Raw genomic sequence first — 17712 nt, 5'->3', positions numbered from 1 at the left:
TTCAACTGCTAAGCAGCATTGGTGATTATGATACAGTAATATTTGATGACGACAGTGATGCCGATGCCGATGCTGACGCCGATGCCGATGCCGACGCGGACGCTGATGCCGATGCGGATGCCGACGCTGACGCTGATGCGGACGCGGATGCTGACGCCGACGCGGATGCGGACGCCGATGCTGACGCCGATGCGGATGCCGACGCTGACGCCGATGCGGACGCTGATGCCGATGCCGACGCTGACGCCGATGCGGATGCGGACGCTGACGCCGATGCGGACGCTGATGCCGATGCCGACGCTGATGCCGATGCCGACGCGGATGCGGACGCCGACGCGGATGCTGACGCCGATGCCGATGCCGACGCTGACGCTGATGCGGATGCCGACGCTGACGCCGATGCCGACGCGGACGCTGATGCCGATGCGGACGCTGATGCGGACGCCGACGCGGATGCGGATGCGGATGCCGACGCAGACGCTGACGCCGATGCGGATGCGGACGCTGACGCCGATGCCGACGCTGATGCGGACGCTGATGCCGATGCCGACGCTGACGCTGATGCGGATGCCGACGCTGACGCCGATGCGGATGCGGACGCTGACGCCGATGCGGACGCTGACGCTGATGCGGATGCGGACGCTGATGCGGATGCGGACGCTGATGCGGACGCCGATGCGGATGCTGACGCCGATGCCGATGCCGACGCTGACGCTGATGCGGATGCCGACGCTGATGCGGATGCGGACGCTGATGCGGACGCCGATGCTGATGCCGATGCGGATGCGGACGCTGACGCCGATGCGGATGCGGATGCGGACGCCGATGCGGACGCTGACGCTGACGCCGATGCCGATGCGGATGCGGACGCCGACGCGGATGCTGACGCTGATGCCGACGCTGACGCCGATGCGGATGCGGATGCGGATGCCGACGCAGACGCGGACGCCGATGCGGATGCTGACGCGGACGCTGATGCCGACGCTGATGCTGACGCCGATGCCGATGCCGACGCGGACGCTGATGCCGACGCGGATGCGGACGCCGATGCCGATGCCGACGCTGACGCTGATGCGGATGCGGACGCCGATGCCGACGCTGACGCGGATGCCGATGCGGACGCTGATGCGGACGCCGATGCCGATGCCGACGCGGACGCCGATGCGGATGCGGATGCGGACGCGGATGCCGATGCCGATGCCGACGCCGACGCGGACGCTGATGCTGACGCGGATGCCGATGCGGATGCGGACGCCGATGCGGATGCTGACGCCGATGCGGATGCGGATGCGGATGCGGACGCTGATGCGGACGCCGATGCGGATGCGGACGCCGACGCGGATGCCGACGCGGACGCTGATGCGGACGCCGACGCGGATGCGGATGCCGACGCAGACGCCGATGCGGATGCTGACGCGGACGCAGATGCCGATGCCGACGCGGACGCGGATGCCGATGCCGATGCGGATACCGATAAGGACAGGGTTACTGATAAAAATCGAGTCGATCGAGACTATACTGGTAAGCAAGACTCTTCGAAAGATGGGAAGAAGCTCCCAGATACAGCAACTTCCATTTGGACTGTAGGAGTTACGGGAATGGCAGCACTATTAGCTGGAATAAGTGCTCGTCTATTTAGAAGAAAGAAATAGAAGTGTTAAATAAGGAAGCAAATGCGCTATTAGCATTTGCTTCCCTTTAACTAATCCAGGAGGTTGAGCCATGAACCAGAAACTTACCCAAATATTTAACCGTGATATGGATCAACTGCATGCATTTATGACCGAGTCAGGGGGGTACAAGGAACTACGAAAAGAAAAGCCGGTTATCTTGTTTCTTTCTATTGGCTATTTAGATAAACGAGCAACGGTCTTAACCGTCAAGGAGAATAGTTTTCAGCGCGCTTGGAAACGCCTTTACAACAGAGGGGTTTCCCTCATGAAGCAGGAATATTCCTGTCTAAAAGTTGACTGGGTTACTAGTACTGAACAACACTCGCTTTTGTCATTTATTAATATTATGACCAAAACAAAAAAGAACTACTTTAGGCAAGGCATCAGTTTTGATGAAAACTTTAGCCATGCTTTTTTAGAGCAAGAGATCAATGGAAACGCAATGATTCAAATTGACAAAGATACAAAGCGAGGGTATTTAAACGAAAAAAACATTCAATCTTATATACGGAACCATCGCCCTCATTTAAAACGATTAGATTTCAACAAAGTTTCGGCGGTAACCACATTTACAACAAAAGGTTACTTTTTGGAAAACCAGCAGCTTTATACCCTTAAAGAAGGGCCAAGAGACAACGGAAGACGGGATACCGCTTTAGACGCTGGGGAAGTAAAAGAAATGATTGCTAGTGGACTTAATTATTTGGCTAAAATGAATAAAGCGGCAGGCCAATTTACATATGGGTATTTTTCTTGTTTTGATAAAGAAATTCATTTTTATAATTTGTTGAGACATGCCAGTACACTTTATGCAATGATCGAAGCGCTAGAAATCACTCAGGATAAAGAAGCCATTCCGGCAATTGAAAGAGGCCTTGATTATTTGCTAAAGGGGCTACATGTTGATAAGAAGCAAGGGACTGCCTATGTTGTCGACGGTGTTGAACAAGATCAGTTGGAAGTTAAATTAGGAGCGAATGCAGCCGCCATTCTTGCTTTTACAAAGTATACGGACGTTTTCCAAAATGATCGTTACCTTCCGGTTGCCCAACAGTTGGCAAATGGGATATGTCAGCTTCAACAAGAAAATGGCGGCTTTCACCATGTGCTCCATTATCCATCTTTCGAATTAAAAGATGCGTTTAGAATTGTTTATTATGATGGAGAAGCTGCTTTTGCTTTGCTAAGGCTTTATCAATTAGACAAAAATGAAAAATGGATGAAGACGGTTGAAAGAGCGTTTGATTACTTTATTGCTAACGAATATTGGAAAGACCATGATCACTGGCTTAGTTATTGTACAGAGGAATTGACACGATATAAGCCATTGCGAAAGTACTTTCATTTTGGCCTACAAAATGTTCAAGCTAAACTAGATTTTATCTATCATCGCATCACCACATACCCGACTTTTTTAGAATTGACATTGGCAGCTTACAATATGATTCAGCGTATGAAAGAAACAGAGCATCGAACCCTTTTAGCAGAATTCGATGAAAAAAAACTTCAAGACACCATTCACAAACGCGCAGAATATCAACGAAATGGATATTTTTATCCAGAATTGGCTATGTATTATAAAAACCCTTCTAGAATTCTTGGTAGCTTTTTTATTCGCCACCATTCATTTCGAAGCCGTATTGATGATGTAGAACATTACTTATCTGGCTACTGTCGCTATTATGTGCACATGAGGGCTGAATCACGATTGTTTAAATAGAGAGGACCGCGATATGAAACGAATTGGAAATTTGCTAATCATAACAGGTCTAATTGTTTTGGGGGCATTTGTTTATCAACTAATGGCTCATGAACGCGCTCAAGACAAATCACTGGTAGAAGCGAAAGCGTATATAGAAAAAGCCGAACGTGAATGGATACGTGCCGGAGGAGACGAAGACGATGGCGCTGTCGAAACCTTTCGTCCAGACGCTCACGAAGCCTTTGCAACATTAGAGATTCCAAAGCTAGATCGGACAATCGCTGTTGTTGAAGGGACCAATGAAGAGGCTTTAAAAAATGGGGTCGGTCATTTATCCGAATCTGCTTTTCCTGGGCAAAATGAACAGATTTTGTTATCTGGCCATAGAGACACTGTATTTCGTAATTTTGGCGAGCTAGAAATAGGCGACTCTTTTATTGTAACGATGCCCTATGGCAAATTTACGTATGAGCTAAAAGAAACTGAAATTGTTTCCGCAGATGATACTTCTGTCATTCGGAAAATGGGGGAGGAAGTGTTAGTCATAACAACTTGTTATCCTTTTCATTATGTAGGGAGCGCTCCTGAGCGATTTGTTATTTATGCGTATCCTACAACTTAAACAGAGCATCGTTTTTACCCTTAAAGTGAACGAGGCAAAAGTATTGGCTTTTTGCTTTTAGCAGAAGCGAACATACTGTATAAGCATGTCACCATAGGGCATGCTTCTTGCCAATGCACCTCTCAAACCTGAATTTCAAAGGTCTATGTGGCGTTTTTCGTAAGGAGAATACATTGTAAATGACATATAGAATAGGCAATGAGCGTCTCCCCAACAGTAGCATAGATATAAATAAATACAGAGAACGAATAGAACAATTTAATTTATGGAAGCAAGAGAAGAGGTGAATGGCTTGGATTACTTTTTGAATGGGAGTGCAGTTTCTAAAGTACGAATCCTAAGGTTTTTGGAGGCCCAAAGTCAAAGTGTCTCACTTACACAGATAGCAGAAATATGCGGTATTGAAAAACGAACAGCGAAGAAAAATGTACATGAGTTGGCTATGGAACTAGAAACCTTAACAGACCAAGCCAAAATCGTTCGCTCAGAAAAAACAAAAGGCTATTGGTTGGAACGCTCGTTTGCGTTTTCCGTTAAAACAATCGAACGGCTGTATAACCAAAACTCGTTGCCTTACCAGTTTTTAGATACTGTATTCAAGGGTCAGTTTGTCAATAGCGTTAAGTTTTCAAATGAAGCATATGTCAGTTATGGATCCCTTTATCGTTCTCTTAAAAGATTAGTGCCGCTTTTAAATACGTTTGATTTGGACATTCAATTAAAAAGGGAGCCCATTATTCATGGAGACGAAAAACAAATTCGTTATTTTTACTATCTTTTTTACTGGGATTCCAACTGGGCAGAAGAATGGCCATTTGACGTGATTAGTCTTAAACAAGCAGAATCATTATTAGACAAGGCGTTTGGGCGTTGCCAGGAATCGTTGTTGTATTGGGTAGGTGTAAACGTAAGTAGAATCCGCAAAGGGTTTACCATTGCCAGGGATCGTTTTTTTGACGTGTTTGTGAAAACACATCCTTTGTTTGAACAATTCCGGAAAGACATCTATACCCTTTATAAGGAACTTACAAAAATAAATGATCGTGATTTAGAGGATGAAATTGCTTTTTTATTCTTAGCCTTTATTTCTTTTTCTTATTTAGAAAAAGGCGACCAACGTTCCATTTCTTTTATCCAAAATGCTTTTTCCAACGCTTCTGCTGATTTTGTCAAATATACCATACAATGGTTGGATCGTTTTATTGATTTTTTTGGAGTCGCGATTAGTGGCGAAGAATATACAACACTATATGCTAACTTAATTAACATTCATTTGGCAGACAGTTATTTTAAGGGTAATTCCTTTTTTTTCAGCAACGACCATTCTGAAACAGAGCCTGACCAATTGGTTGACTCGTTTCTGGATCATTTGACCACACAAGTGGTTTGGTTAGATAAAAATAGAAAACGAGAATTGTTAGATAGGTATCGATTTTTATTAAGAAATGTACTGGGTTTTGATGGTGCAGTAAAACCCATTATAATAAAGCTGTATTCCATTTTTGGCGAAGCAGGAAAAAACATAGGTTTAAAAATGGTGCAAGAAGTTTATCCCCACTTGCGTTTTTGTGAGCCAGGGGAAACGCCAGATTTGATTGTTTCAGACCGCGATTATGTAACGCTAAAAAAAGAAAAGGCAAACGGAGCGGTCGTCTGTATATTGAATGTGAACAATCCGGCGAAACAAGATTATTTAAGGTTGGAAAATTGTATTAGAGTAATATTAAAAAAGAACGAGGCGCAACCGACAGTAAGCAATGTCATTCATTGAGAGAAGCCGCTGCCAGTTACGTTTCGTAAATAAGGTTCCTTTTTCGATATCGAAAAAGGAACCAGCAACGATTATTGGGTATTTGTCAATTCAATGTTTTAGTGGACCAGCTGCTTTGGTATGGTTCCTTTTTGTTGTTGCGGATTTACAGACAATTGATCGTATTCTTCCTAATTTTAGTCCGCTCCTAAAACTTGCCGGCGCCATCTGTCGATCATTCATAAATAATGCCGTGCTTGTCGACATAGCGGTTGGTAATGATCGTCCGTTCAAAGCGATCGCCGTTTCTTGTCATTCCTTCAATATCAATGGTAATCGTTTGCGAAGCATCTTTTTGGGGCGGCAGCGCGTGAAGCGAAGCAGTATTGGCTGCGATGTTGTCATCATTGACATGGACGGTGTAGCGTGTTTTGCTGACATCGATGGCATTCGGGTCAATGTCAGACTGGAGGCGAACGCTGTCAAAAGCGATGGCTGGCGAAACGCCGCCTTCAAGTGCGATAACCGCTAAATAGGCTGTTGTTTGCGGGTGTTCCATTTTTAGTTCCCATTCCCCGGCACTCGGGTGGTCCATTTCAAAATGATGAGCATAAGCTCCGTAAAAAACACTATGCTCTTGCTCGGCAGCGACGGCGGCAACAGAATAGACTTGCCCATCTGGAGAGTGAAGTTCAGCGGAGTCAAGATTTTCATTAGCAAGTACCGAGATTTGTGCTTTTTTTACGTTTGGCTCGATGACAAAAGCCTGGCTGCCATTTTCGTTAAATTGGCCGCCGCGGATTATAGTTGCGCTCATGGACTTCGCATGCTCTTCTTCCTTCGCTTGTGCACCCATTTGCGCTTGCAGTAAAGGGAAAATAAGATGGCCTTGCGCCACTTGCATATGATCCCACCGGTTGGAAGCAAGTTCTCGGGCGTAGCTTAGTCTAGAGCTATTCACTGTCACAGCCCCATCATTCGTGCCGAAAAATTGCAAATACACTCCGCCGAAATAGAGAGCAGATCCAAATGAGCCCCAGGATGTTCCTGAAATCGTCGAAAAGGGGACAGATTGTGCAGAGATTAAACCGTCTGTTTGCGCTCGAAAATAGGCCATGTTCCCTGTTTGCAAAGAGTCTGTGCCTTCTGAGCGTTGGCCGATGATTTCCGCGAGCCAGCCAGCCCAGTTGCTATATGCTAAGTTGGCGAGTTCGCTTCCGTGGTGAGGCGAACCGAGCGTAATGACTTCTTTTACATAAGGTTCAGCCCCATAATGTAGGAGCGCAGTTTGCGTATCGACGCCGCCTTTGCTATGGGCAACAATTGTGACCTTTTCACCGAAATGGTGGTAAATATCGCGAATTTTTTCTGCTAGTAACTCGCCATTTTGCCAGTTTGATTTATCTGGGTGCAAATTGATGTAAGCACTCGGAAATCCTTGCTCATATGTGTGTACGAACATGTCATTTGGCTCGAACCAAGTGAGCGCGGAACTATTAAGACCATGGACAAACAAGATCGGCGATCCAGCAGTCGTTGCTGGTGTATCACCAACAACCCAGGTTCCTGGCGGAGCGCCGGGCGCTGGTTTTCCTGCGCCAAGAAACCCAGCGTGTGCTGAAGCTTGCGGCCATAAAAGCAGGAAGGACAACAAAAATAAAGTAAGCGCTTTCAAAAATGATTCTTTCATCCAAATTCACTCCTTATTTGTCAGATAATACATTCTATGAACGATTTCTTGTTGCATGTATAGGTAATAGAAGCGATTATTATATTGACTGGCTCGAAAGCAAACAAATGGACTTTGTTGGCAACTTCATTTATGGTATACTAGACCGTTAGAATCGTTGGAAAGGATTGTTGGCGCGTGGTAGACAGGAAGCCTATTTTGATTGTCGTTTCCGTAGAACCTGAAAAACAGGCTGTCTTACAAGGGTTGGGAAATTCTTCAGCCTATGAAGTACTCGTTGGCGGCGTAGGGATGGCCCAGGCAGCTGCACGTACAGCAAGGCAGCTCGCCCAAAAACATTATCAGGGAACGATAAACATGGGGATTGCGGGTGGCTTCCCTGGAAAAGCGGCAAATGGCACGGTTGCTGTCGCAACGTCGATTATTGCCCCGGAAATAGGAGCAGAGTCACCTGAAGGGTTTTTGACGATTGATGCGCTCGGTTTTGGTACACAAACGTTGCCTGCAGTTGCAAACGATTCTTATATTGGGAAACTTCAAGAAGCTGTATCTGTGGCAACGGGTACAATTTTGTCCGTGATGACTGTGACTGGGACAGAAACGACGTTAAACGTCCGCCAATCCTATGGAAAAGATGTAGTGGCGGAAGCGATGGAAGGGTTTGGAGTAGCTAGTGCAGCAGCGGAGTTTGGCTTGCCTTTTGCCGAGGTTAGGTCCATTTCAAACCAAGTAGGCATTCGCGATAAAGCAAGCTGGGAATTTGCGAGTGCTTTTTCGTCGTTGACGAAAGCAGCAGAAAAATTGAAGGAGGTTGAACAACTTGGAGATTGCCTTTTCACCATGTCCAAATGACACATTTGTCTTTTATGCATGGGTTCACGGAAAGATTGCTGGTGCCCCTAAGTTAAATGTAACCTATGCCGATATTGACCGCACCAACTACTGGGCGATTGATCAGACGGGGCCTGAAGTTATGAAAATTTCTTATGCTGCGTTGCCGTATGTACTGGACCATTATTGTCTAGTGCCGAGCGGAGGCGCTCTTGGTCGTGGGTGCGGACCCCTTGTGTTAACGAAAGAGCCGCAAGAAGCAGCGACTCTTGAAGGGAAAACGGTTGCTGTGCCAAGTGACCGCTCGACTGCATACTTATTGTTCCGTCTCTGGACTGAACAAAAACTTCCTAAAAATAACATCTTTATAAAAGTGATGCCATTTGACCGTATTATGCCTGCAGTCGCAAAAGGAGAAGTCGATGCAGGGCTTGTCATCCACGAAGCACGCTTTACATACGAAACGTATGGCTTGTCCCTGTTGCAAGATCTAGGCGAATGGTGGGAACAAGATACAGGATATCCGATTCCGTTAGGCGCGATTATTGCCAAGCGTTCTCTCGATAAAGAGCAATTGGCCAAGTGGGCCCGACAATCAGTTGAGTATGCATGGGCACACCCTGAAGAGACAAGCGATTATGTGCTTTCCCATGCCCAAGAGCTTTCAGCAGAAGTCGCCAATGCTCATATTGAACTTTACGTAAATGAGTTTACGAAGTCACTTGGAGAAGATGGCTATCAAGCGATTGAGAACTTGTTAGGCCGAGCAATGAAACAAGGGCTTGTCCCTGACTTTGACATTGCTAAAATTCGGTTATAGCGCTAAGCGGAGCTTTGTAAACTACGAATGAATAGCGAAAAGAGGGATAACGGCAGTGGAGAAGGAAACCACAACGCAATATAGGCAGCTAGCACTAGCGATGCTGCGGACAGGGCTGTTTGGGTTTGGCGGCGGCCCGTCTGTCATGCCACTGTTTCGAGTGGAAGCTGTTGATACGTATAAATGGATGGACAATGAAGAATTTGGCGAGACGCTGGCGATTGCTAATACGTTGCCAGGACCAGTGGCAACGAAAATGGCAGCCTATTTAGGTTATCGATTGAAGGGCTGGACGGGTGCTTGTTGGGCAACGTTGTGGCACATTTTTCCTACGAGTGTAGCGATGGTGTTGCTTTTTTCGCTTGTTGATGCTATCAGTGGTTCGGAAGTGGTTGCTGGCATGATAGGCGCAGTTACACCTGTTATCGCCGTATTGCTTGCGCAAATGGCGTATGATTTTGGCAAGAAGGCGGTTAAAGGTTTTGGCTGGGTTTTTGGCATGCTCACTTTTGTTATTGCCTTTGCCGCTTTGCAAGGGTTTGACGTACATCCTGGCTTTGTGATTATTGCCTTCATTATTTACGGTGTGTTTCATTATAAACTGATGGATAAATGGCGGAGCAGGCAAAAAGGAGAGTCGTCATGATTTTATTATATTTATTTATCGCATTTTTTCTTGCTAACTTGCTAGGCTATGGTGGAGGCCCGGCTTCCATTCCGCTTATGTTTGAGGAAATTGTCAACCGCTATCAGTGGTTGACGAGCGATGAGTTTTCCAATGTCCTTGCCTTGGCCAATGCTCTGCCAGGGCCGATTGCAACAAAAATTGCTGCGTATGTCGGGTTTGCTGCCGGGGGCTGGCCAGGGTTTATCGTTGCTCATGCAGCGACCATTGTTCCATCAGCGCTGGCCATGATTTTGTTGATGCGTGTTTTGCGAAAGTACCGCCAGTCAAATGTGGTCAAAGGCATTTCCCTTGCTGTTCAACCTGTTATTTGCATATTGATGGTAGTGTTGACGTTCGATATCATTGGCGATGCTGCTGCCCAAATTGGTTGGCTTCAGTCATTGGCAATTGCAGCGGTTGCTTTTCTGCTATTGACAAAGGCAAAAGTCCATCCGGCATTAGTGATTGTCGCCTCATTTGTTTACGGAGGTCTTGTCATTCCATTTCTAGGGTAGGCAGTAAATGAGAGAGTCGGTATGCGGTATACACACAGGCAGTTTTATAAAAAGCTGCCTGTTTTTATGTTTATTTATGTTCGGTTATGTGTGATAATGGAACAGAGAGGTGAAGAATCATGTTCACATTGGAACGGCACGAAAAACTGCTTGCCTATTTAGCGAAACACAAATCGATACGCGTTTCCCAAGCGAGCGAATGGCTTGGTGTTACCGAAAAAACAATCCGCCTAGATTTAGAGCGCCTCGAAGAAAAAAAGCTGCTCAAGCGTGTTCATGGTGGTGCCGTATTAATGGAAACCGATACAAGCTTGTTTCCGATTCAGGAACGGGAGCAAAGAAATGAAAAGGAAAAGCACGCTATTGCGGAAAAAGCAAAAGCGTTGATTTGTGAGAATGACGTGATTTTGCTAGATGGCGGCAGTACGACGCTTGCCCTTGCTGAGCGCCTTGGCGACAAGCCGATGACAGTCATTACTAATGACATCCGGATCGCGAACGCCCTTTACGAAAAAGAAGCAATCCAGCTTATTTTGCTCGGAGGAACACGCCTTGGCACTTCTTCGGCACTGTATAGCCAGCAAACGACGGCAATGCTCAAGTCGTTGTATGTGCAAAAAGTATTTTTAGGGGCGACTGGCGTCTCTATTGATCACGGCTTATCGATACTAAACAGCTTTCACTATGAATGGAAAAGAGCGGCCATCAATTGCGGACGAAAAACAATCTTGCTGTCTGATTCAAGCAAGTTTGGCCAAGTTGGTTTAATGCGATTTGCAGACATCACAGAAATTGACGAACTTGTCAGCGATGACTTGTTAGACAGTGAAACGCGAAGCGTCTTGGAGAATGAATACGGCATCAATGTTTATTAACAAGTGCAGTAAAAAACAATGCCTAGTTGTAAGCTGTTTAAAGCTATGGTATGATCAAACGTAAATGAACCAAAACAAACAAATAAGGGGGGAGTGGGGATGGAAATGTTTTCGCTTGCAGGAAAAACAGCCGTCGTCACTGGCGCTAGCCGAGGGCTTGGCCAAGGGATGGCGCTCGGACTTGCCGAAGCGGGTGCTAACATCATTGGTGCAGGAATTAGCGATATGATGGAAACAAAACAAAAAGTAGAGGAAATTGGCGGGCGATTTTATGGGATAAACGCCGATTTATCTCAGCCTGATGGGGCAAAGGAATTGGCCGCTAAAGTTTTGGATCATGTTGAAAGCGTTGACATATTGGTCAATAATGCCGGTATCATTAAGCGGGCTGATGCAAACGTGTTGGATGATGCATCTTGGCGGGAAGTGCTGCACGTCAACTTGGATGCTGTATTTACGCTGTCTCGGGAAATTGGCGCACATATGCTTGAAAAGGGATCAGGATCGATTATTAACGTGGCCTCGATGCTGTCGTTCCAAGGCGGATTGCGCGTTGCCGCCTATACAGCAAGCAAACATGCCGTTGCCGGTTTGACGAAAGCACTTGCCAATGAGTGGGCCAAAAAAGGGGTGCGCGTCAATGCGATTGCCCCAGGGTATATGGTAACAGACAATACAGAAGGGATTCGTACAGATGAAAGCCGTTATGCTTACATTAGCTCGCGAATTCCGAAAGGCGAATGGGGGCTCCCTGATGATTTGAAAGGCCCTGTTGTTTTTCTCGCATCGGAGGCGTCAAACTATGTGAATGGCCATATTCTAGCAGTCGATGGCGGTTGGTTAAGTGCATAAACGAACCATTGTGACTCTAACAAACGAAAACGTGAAAAGGGGAAATGGAAATGGATATTCGTTATGAAGTAGGGCCAAGAGATTTTAAAACGTATACAACAGAGGAAATGAGAGAAGCTTTCTTAGTCGAATCGCTGTTTGAAGAGGGGGCGCTCCATTTAAGCTACTCCCACTATGACCGATTAATAATCGGCGGCGCTGTTCCAAGCCATGAAGCGATTGCCCTAGACGCAGGCGATGCTTTAAAAACCGATTATTTTCTTGAAAGGCGGGAGTTGGCTGTTATCAATATCGGTGGTGAAGGGACAGTAACGGTCGGAAAAGACACATATAAAATGGCAAAGCGTGACTGCCTCTATGTCGGTAGAGGCAATGAACATGTCGAATTTGCAAGCAACGATCCACAACAACCAGCCCGGTTTTATTTAGTGTCAGCCACTGCCCATCAAACATATCCGACAAAATTGGCACCGATTGGAGAAGCGCAACCGACGAAATTAGGTTCAGATGCTGAATCCAATAACCGCACGATTTACAAGTATGTCCATAAAGACGGAATTGAAAGCTGCCAGTTAATGGTAGGGATGACGCTGCTTGAGCCAAACAATATGTGGAATACAATGCCTGCTCATCTTCATGACAGGCGGATGGAAGCCTATTTGTATTTTGATATGGAAGAAGATACGCGTGTGTTCCACTTTATGGGTCAGCCACAGGAAACGCGCCATCTAGTGATCAAAAATGAACAGGCTGTCATTTCGCCGCCATGGTCGATTCATTCAGGCGTTGGCACAAGCAATTACACATTTATCTGGGCGATGGCTGGAGAAAATTACACGTTTACGGATATGGACACAGTAGCGATGGAGGAGCTGAAATAAATGACCTCAACAGGAAAAGCATTCATTCACGAAAATTTTATGTTGCAAAATAAGACAGCAGAAACACTTTACCATACGTATGCAAAAACGCTGCCGATTATAGACTACCATTGCCATGTCCCCCCACAAGAAATTGCCGAAAACCGCCAATTTAACAACATTAGCGAAATTTGGCTCCATGGGGATCATTACAAATGGCGGGCAATGCGTGCTGTCGGCGTCGAGGAAACGTTTATTACAGGCGATGGGGATGACAAAGAGAAGTTTCTTAAATGGGCGGAAACAGTCCCTTATACAATGGGCAACCCTCTCTACCATTGGACGCACTTGGAATTGAAACGCTATTTTGGCATTGACGAACTGTTAAGCAGTGAGACAGCTGAAGCCATATGGAGCGCCACGAAAGAACAACTGGCAGCACCAGAGCGGTCAGTCCAAGGCATCATCAAGGAATCTAATGTCAAAGTGATTTGCACAACAGACGATCCGAGCGACCATTTAGAAGCCCATCAGCAAATTAGAAAAGAGGGAGCGTGCCAAGCAGCGGTGTACCCTGCCTTTCGCCCAGACAAAGCATTGGTTGCTTCAGCGCCTAGCTTTGTCCCGTATTTAGAAACGTTAGGGGCTGCGGCAGAAGTGGACATTTCATCGCTCCGCTCTTTATTGGAGGCGCTTGAAAAACGGGCGACATTCTTTGCCGAGGAAGGCTGTGTTCTTTCTGACCATGGGCTTCGCACACTCCCGTTTGTAGACACGACCGAAAAAGAAGCAGAAGCGGCGTTTCAAAAAGCGCTAAACCAAGAAACGCTTACGCCGCAAGAGGAAGAAAAATACCAAACATACGTATTGTTGTTTTTAGCACGGTTGTACAACAAACTCGGCTGGACTATGCAATTTCATCTAGGGGCATTGCGAAACAACAATTCGCGGATGGTTGAGCAAGTTGGACCAGACTCAGGTTTTGATTCTATGGCTGATGACCGCTTTGCTGAATCATTAAACCGTTTTTTAAACGAGCTAGAGCGGACGAATGAACTGCCAAAGACGATTTTGTATACATTAAACCCGATTTATAACGAGGTGATCGCGACTACGATTGGCAACTTCCAAGGAGGCGGCATACCTGGCAAAATCCAGTTCGGTTCAGGCTGGTGGTTTAACGATACGAAAGATGGCATGGAAAAACAAATGACGGACTTGGCAAACAACGGTTTGTTAAGCTTGTTTGTCGGTATGCTTACAGATTCCCGCAGCTTCCTTTCCTACACGCGTCACGAATATTTTCGCCGCATTCTGTGCAATCGCATTGGTGAATGGGTTGAGCGGGGCGAATGGCCAGCTGACGAAAAATGGCTCGGCAAAGTGGTAGAAGATATTAGTTACTATAATGCAAAGCGCTATTTTGCTTTTCCGAAATAGACTCAGGTGGCCGGGAGACAGACGGATGAAAAGCTGTATAAATGCACGTATCCATCAGTTCTCCTGTATGTGGGCTCCGTTCGTTTTCTAGCAATGTCGCTTCAAGCATAAAGCCGAGCTTCTCAGGAATCGCTCGGCTTTTGTTGTTGTTTCGATCACAGCGAATTTCCAGGCGGTGAGTATAGTGTGTGTAGAAAGCATAGGACATAAGCGCTTTAGCCGCTTCAGTCATATAGCCTTTTCCAGCAAATCGGCTATCGATCCAATAGCCCATTTCCATACGCGGGACGTCCCAGTTAATGTGATGGAGCCCGCAAGAGCCGACAAAAGTGCCGGAACGCTGCTCAAATAAGTGGAAATGAAACGCTTTTTTTTGCAAAAAATCAACATATGCTTGCTGTACACCTTGTTCAGCTTGCTCTGGCGATGACATTCTCTCCACCCATGGAATCCATGGCACCAATTCTTTTCTGGAAGCCTGGAGCGCTTGATACAAAGCAAACCCGTCGCCAGGCAGTGGCAGCCTCAGGAATAACCGTTTAGTCAAAAGCTCAGTTGACGCTTGCGAATGGGGCCGATACATCAAAACGCCTCTTTTCCTTTCATATAAAATCCAGCATTAGTTCAATGTATGGGAAAAAAGGCTGGTTTATGAATAATGGCGAGCAGCTTGGAAGAGCAAGCTTACTAGAAATAACCCAGTTTCTTCAACTGGGTTATTCCACACACTTCTCGTCACATTATTGAAGGTAAGCCAATATAGCATCGCGCAAGAAGACGGCGCCACCAGGTACTACTTTGTTATAGTAAGCAGCAAAGCGCTCATCGTCGACATACATCTGTGCAACGCCAGCATGTGCTTCTTTCGAGTAAGACGTCCACGAGAACTGGAGCCATTCTTTATGGGCCTGGGCCAGTTTTCGGGCGGCTGCAGAAGTAGGATCGTTCGTTGCCAGTGCTTCTTTTAACAAGGCAAAAACCTCCTGCTCTTTCGCTTGCATGGCTTCATATTGCTCTTTAGAGAAGCCACGTAATTTTGCATTAGACTCATCAACCTTCTTGTCGCCGTATTTTTGGCGTATTTCTTCTCCATACGCTTTTTCATTGTCTGCAATTCGCTTTTCTTTCAAAGCGTCAAATTTGTCTTTGTCACTCATTGTTTCTGCTCCTTTCTTTGAGGCGATCGTCCGCTCAACCGTGGCAATAATGCGGTCAAGACGGGCGCGTTTATTTAGGAGGTGGGCGCGGTGCTCATAGAGCGCCATGACAGGATCAAAGGAATCGTCGGTCACGAGCTGCATAATCGTTTCAAGGTCTACATCAAGCTCACGGTAAAATAAAATTTGCTGCAACAGGTCGACTTGTTTTGGCCCATATATCCGATAACCTGACGAATTGACCCGTTCTGGCTTAAGCAAACCAATTTCATCATAATAACGAAGCGTCCGTGCACTGACGCCTGCTAATTGAGCCAGTTTTTTGACCGTATACTCCATTTCAACTCCCCCTTGCGTTAACAATAAAGGTTTACGTAACGTTAATGTCAATACACAAATAAAATCTTTTTTTCTTACGTTTAGATTTCCTCCATGGAGGGGATGCATGCACTGGGAAAGGATCGGGCATGCTATAGGCATTCTAACGTAGAGGTGAGCGATCGTGCCTACGATTTTATCAGTTAGTACATATGATCCACCCCATCCAATCAAACAGGAACAGACAGTGGAATTTGCCCGGGAATTATTCGCTGAAAGTTTTTCTGACATCGAACGGTTATTAAACGTTTTTGCCAATGGGGAAATTGAAAAGCGCCATTTTTCCGTGCCGTTGGATTGGTTCCAAACAAGCCACCGTCTAGGAGAGCGGAACGACCTCTTCATTGAAAAAGCAACGGACTATAGTGTAGAAGCAGTAAAAAGCTGCTTGGCAAATGGCCATTTTGTATCAAGAACAATCGCTCCCGAAGAAATCGATGCGATTATTTTTGTGTCCTCGTCAGGTATGGCAACGCCATCGATAGACGCTCGCATCATGAACAAACTGCCTTTTCGCCCCGAAACAAAACGGTTGCCTATTTGGGGACTTGGCTGCGCGGGAGGAGCTGCGGGCTTAAGCCGTGCTTACGACTATTGCCTCGCCCACCCGAAAACAGCGGTTTTAGTCGTCTGCGCCGAGCTATGCGGACTAACTTTCCAAAAAGAAGACCAATCGAAAAGCAATTTAATCGGCACGTCCCTTTTTGCTGATGGTGTCGCATGTGCCCTTGTCGCTGGGCATGCCTCGCCACTGCTCGCAGACGCCGCCCAAGCCTACCGCCCAGTAATCCGTGCGACCCAATCGGTACTGATGCCCGATTCAGAAGACGTCATGGGCTGGGATGTCCGGGACAATGGCTTAAATGTTATCTTTTCAAGGCATATTCCAACATTAGTCGCCCAATGGCTGAAGCCGAACGTTGAGGAGCTCCTTCGCCAAGAAGGGAAAGAGATCGGGGAGATCAATGCTTTTATCGCCCATCCTGGCGGAAAAAAAGTGTTGGAAGCGTATGAAAAAGCACTAGGGTTTCCAGAAGAAATGACAATGCTTTCCCGCAAAGTGTTAAAAGAGCACGGCAATATGTCTTCCCCCACTGTCCTTTACGTGCTAAAGGAATCAATGGAAGAAACGCATAAGCACGGCGATGTCGGCCTCGTTGCGGCGCTCGGCCCTGGATTTTGTTCAGAAATGTTAGTGCTTGAATGGGCAGGTGGCCTCCATTGACGTGGGCCTATATTATGATGGCACTGATTATCATCCAACGCCTCGTGGAAGTCAGGGTAGCGCGACGAAACGAACGTTGGCTGAAAGCACAAGGGGGCGTTGAAGTGGGAACGGCCCACTATCCGTGGATGGTCGCGCTCCATTGTGGATTTTTCATTTCGTTGCTGATCGAAGTAACCGTATCCAATGCAGGGTTTTCACGTTGGAGCGGGATTCCCCTTACGGTTGTCGTCATTGCCCAAATCATACGTATCTGGGCGCTTGCTTCACTCGGGAAATATTGGAACACGAAAATCATCGTGTTGCCAGAAGCACCAGTCATCGAAAAAGGGCCCTATCGCTTTTTGCGCCACCCTAATTACATGGTCGTAGTAGCAGAAATCGCGTTTGTCCCATTGCTGTTTCAAGCGTATTGGACGGCTATTGTGTTTAGTCTATTAAATGCGGTCATGCTGATGATCCGGATTCCCACGGAAGAGGCAGCCTTGCAAGGAGAGACAGACTATGGTGAACGATTTAAGGAAAAGAAGCGGTTTTGGTTGGTGTGAAAACGAATAGAAACCCCAAGCCTTGAAGAAGGTTTGGGGCACAGAGTTTTAAAGGAGTTGTCCTGGTTTAGCTTGTGTGGTAATTTCAGAGCTTTGTTCAGTAGTAA

Annotated in this window: 17 protein-coding genes; 13 read left to right on the top strand and 4 right to left on the bottom strand. The window is 46.5% G+C overall.

Going from position 1 to position 17712, the window contains the following annotated elements; all coding sequences use genetic code 11:
- Positions 1–8 precede the first annotated feature (8 nt).
- A complete protein-coding gene (locus BUC05_RS21640; RefSeq protein ID WP_208610217.1) occupies positions 9–1529 on the bottom strand; it encodes a hypothetical protein in 1521 nt (506 codons plus the stop codon).
- 193 nt (positions 1530–1722) lie between these two features.
- Here BUC05_RS21640 and BUC05_RS13520 point away from each other — a divergent pair, with 193 nt between their 5' ends.
- The 3 genes from BUC05_RS13520 (at position 1723) to BUC05_RS13510 (ending at position 5768) form a co-directional block, all read left to right on the top strand.
- Entirely contained in the window at positions 1723–3393 is a 1671-nt protein-coding gene (locus BUC05_RS13520; protein WP_073305057.1) for a prenyltransferase/squalene oxidase repeat-containing protein, read from the top strand.
- A gap of 13 nt (positions 3394–3406) precedes the next feature.
- Complete coding sequence (locus BUC05_RS13515; RefSeq protein ID WP_073305055.1) at positions 3407–3997, top strand: class D sortase; 591 nt, start codon at positions 3407–3409, stop codon at positions 3995–3997.
- Positions 3998–4439: 442 nt separating this feature from the next.
- Entirely contained in the window at positions 4440–5768 is a 1329-nt protein-coding gene (locus tag BUC05_RS13510; RefSeq protein ID WP_167369575.1) for a helix-turn-helix domain-containing protein, read from the top strand.
- A gap of 214 nt (positions 5769–5982) precedes the next feature.
- On the opposite strand, the gene BUC05_RS13505 is transcribed toward BUC05_RS13510, so the two are convergent.
- Entirely contained in the window at positions 5983–7437 is a 1455-nt protein-coding gene (locus BUC05_RS13505; protein WP_073305052.1) for an esterase/lipase family protein, read from the bottom strand.
- Between the two features lie 198 nt (positions 7438–7635).
- On the opposite strand from BUC05_RS13505, the gene BUC05_RS13500 reads away from it, so the two are divergent.
- The 8 genes from BUC05_RS13500 to uxaC all read left to right on the top strand — a co-directional run bounded on the left by BUC05_RS13500 (position 7636) and on the right by uxaC (position 14297).
- Positions 7636–8289, top strand: coding sequence for a futalosine hydrolase (locus BUC05_RS13500; protein ID WP_167369574.1), 654 nt, complete (start codon positions 7636–7638; stop codon positions 8287–8289).
- A complete protein-coding gene (locus BUC05_RS13495) occupies positions 8258–9088 on the top strand; it encodes a 1,4-dihydroxy-6-naphtoate synthase (RefSeq protein ID WP_011245844.1) in 831 nt (276 codons plus the stop codon). The genes BUC05_RS13500 and BUC05_RS13495 overlap by 32 nt, the downstream gene beginning before the upstream one ends.
- Positions 9089–9143: 55 nt before the next feature.
- Complete coding sequence (locus BUC05_RS13490; protein ID WP_035204779.1) at positions 9144–9734, top strand: chromate efflux transporter ChrB; 591 nt, start codon at positions 9144–9146, stop codon at positions 9732–9734.
- Positions 9731–10270, top strand: coding sequence for a chromate efflux transporter ChrA (locus tag BUC05_RS13485; protein WP_011245846.1), 540 nt, complete (start codon positions 9731–9733; stop codon positions 10268–10270). The genes BUC05_RS13490 and BUC05_RS13485 overlap by 4 nt, the downstream gene beginning before the upstream one ends.
- Positions 10271–10389: 119 nt before the next feature.
- Entirely contained in the window at positions 10390–11145 is a 756-nt protein-coding gene (locus BUC05_RS13480; protein ID WP_011245847.1) for a DeoR/GlpR family DNA-binding transcription regulator, read from the top strand.
- Between the two features lie 99 nt (positions 11146–11244).
- Positions 11245–11997 (top strand): 2-dehydro-3-deoxy-D-gluconate 5-dehydrogenase KduD, encoded by a 753-nt coding sequence (gene kduD / locus BUC05_RS13475; protein ID WP_073305048.1) that lies wholly within the window; start codon positions 11245–11247, stop codon positions 11995–11997.
- Positions 11998–12047: 50 nt separating this feature from the next.
- A complete protein-coding gene (kduI, locus tag BUC05_RS13470) occupies positions 12048–12878 on the top strand; it encodes a 5-dehydro-4-deoxy-D-glucuronate isomerase (RefSeq protein WP_063608669.1) in 831 nt (276 codons plus the stop codon).
- On the top strand, positions 12879–14297 hold the full coding sequence (gene uxaC / locus BUC05_RS13465) for a glucuronate isomerase (protein WP_073305007.1): 1419 nt from the start codon (positions 12879–12881) through the stop codon (positions 14295–14297).
- Here the strand turns inward: uxaC and BUC05_RS13460 are convergent.
- Together BUC05_RS13460 and BUC05_RS13455 are read right to left on the bottom strand one after the other, a co-directional pair.
- Positions 14254–14880: a GNAT family N-acetyltransferase gene (locus BUC05_RS13460; RefSeq protein WP_063608667.1), complete on the bottom strand. Its 627-nt coding sequence runs from the start codon at positions 14878–14880 to the stop codon at positions 14254–14256. The genes uxaC and BUC05_RS13460 overlap by 44 nt on opposite strands.
- A 157-nt stretch (positions 14881–15037) precedes the next feature.
- Positions 15038–15793 carry a MerR family transcriptional regulator gene (locus BUC05_RS13455; RefSeq protein WP_073305004.1) on the bottom strand — a complete coding sequence of 252 codons (756 nt, stop codon included), beginning with the start codon at positions 15791–15793 and terminating at the stop codon, positions 15038–15040.
- Between the two features lie 163 nt (positions 15794–15956).
- On the opposite strand from BUC05_RS13455, the gene BUC05_RS13450 reads away from it, so the two are divergent.
- Together BUC05_RS13450 and BUC05_RS13445 are read left to right on the top strand one after the other, a co-directional pair.
- Positions 15957–17057 (top strand): type III polyketide synthase, encoded by a 1101-nt coding sequence (locus tag BUC05_RS13450; RefSeq protein WP_073305002.1) that lies wholly within the window; start codon positions 15957–15959, stop codon positions 17055–17057.
- Positions 17054–17605 (top strand): isoprenylcysteine carboxyl methyltransferase family protein, encoded by a 552-nt coding sequence (locus BUC05_RS13445; RefSeq protein WP_084140057.1) that lies wholly within the window; start codon positions 17054–17056, stop codon positions 17603–17605. The genes BUC05_RS13450 and BUC05_RS13445 overlap by 4 nt, the downstream gene beginning before the upstream one ends.
- Positions 17606–17712 lie beyond the last annotated feature (107 nt).

It is taken from the genome of Shouchella rhizosphaerae, from assembly GCF_900142675.1.
Taxonomy (GTDB): Bacteria; Bacillota; Bacilli; order Bacillales; family Bacillaceae_D; genus Shouchella; species Shouchella rhizosphaerae.
The sequence above is the reverse complement of the archived record's forward strand: the minus strand, read 5'-3'. Positions and strand labels throughout refer to the sequence as shown.

What these genes read in the sequence shown, in the direction of transcription:
- BUC05_RS13520 (WP_073305057.1), top strand. Translation starts at nt 1,723, where the DNA reads ATGAACCAGAAACTTACCCAAATATTTAACCGTGATATGGATCAACTG.
- kduD (WP_073305048.1), top strand. Translation starts at nt 11,245, where the DNA reads ATGGAAATGTTTTCGCTTGCAGGAAAAACAGCCGTCGTCACTGGCGCT.
- BUC05_RS13485 (WP_011245846.1), top strand. Translation starts at nt 9,731, where the DNA reads ATGATTTTATTATATTTATTTATCGCATTTTTTCTTGCTAACTTGCTA.
- BUC05_RS13515 (WP_073305055.1), top strand. Translation starts at nt 3,407, where the DNA reads ATGAAACGAATTGGAAATTTGCTAATCATAACAGGTCTAATTGTTTTG.
- BUC05_RS13455 (WP_073305004.1), bottom strand. Translation starts at nt 15,793, where the DNA reads ATGGAGTATACGGTCAAAAAACTGGCTCAATTAGCAGGCGTCAGTGCA.
- uxaC (WP_073305007.1), top strand. Translation starts at nt 12,879, where the DNA reads ATGACCTCAACAGGAAAAGCATTCATTCACGAAAATTTTATGTTGCAA.
- kduI (WP_063608669.1), top strand. Translation starts at nt 12,048, where the DNA reads ATGGATATTCGTTATGAAGTAGGGCCAAGAGATTTTAAAACGTATACA.
- BUC05_RS13480 (WP_011245847.1), top strand. Translation starts at nt 10,390, where the DNA reads ATGTTCACATTGGAACGGCACGAAAAACTGCTTGCCTATTTAGCGAAA.
- BUC05_RS13505 (WP_073305052.1), bottom strand. Translation starts at nt 7,437, where the DNA reads ATGAAAGAATCATTTTTGAAAGCGCTTACTTTATTTTTGTTGTCCTTC.
- BUC05_RS13510 (WP_167369575.1), top strand. Translation starts at nt 4,440, where the DNA reads ATGGAACTAGAAACCTTAACAGACCAAGCCAAAATCGTTCGCTCAGAA.
- BUC05_RS13460 (WP_063608667.1), bottom strand. Translation starts at nt 14,880, where the DNA reads ATGTATCGGCCCCATTCGCAAGCGTCAACTGAGCTTTTGACTAAACGG.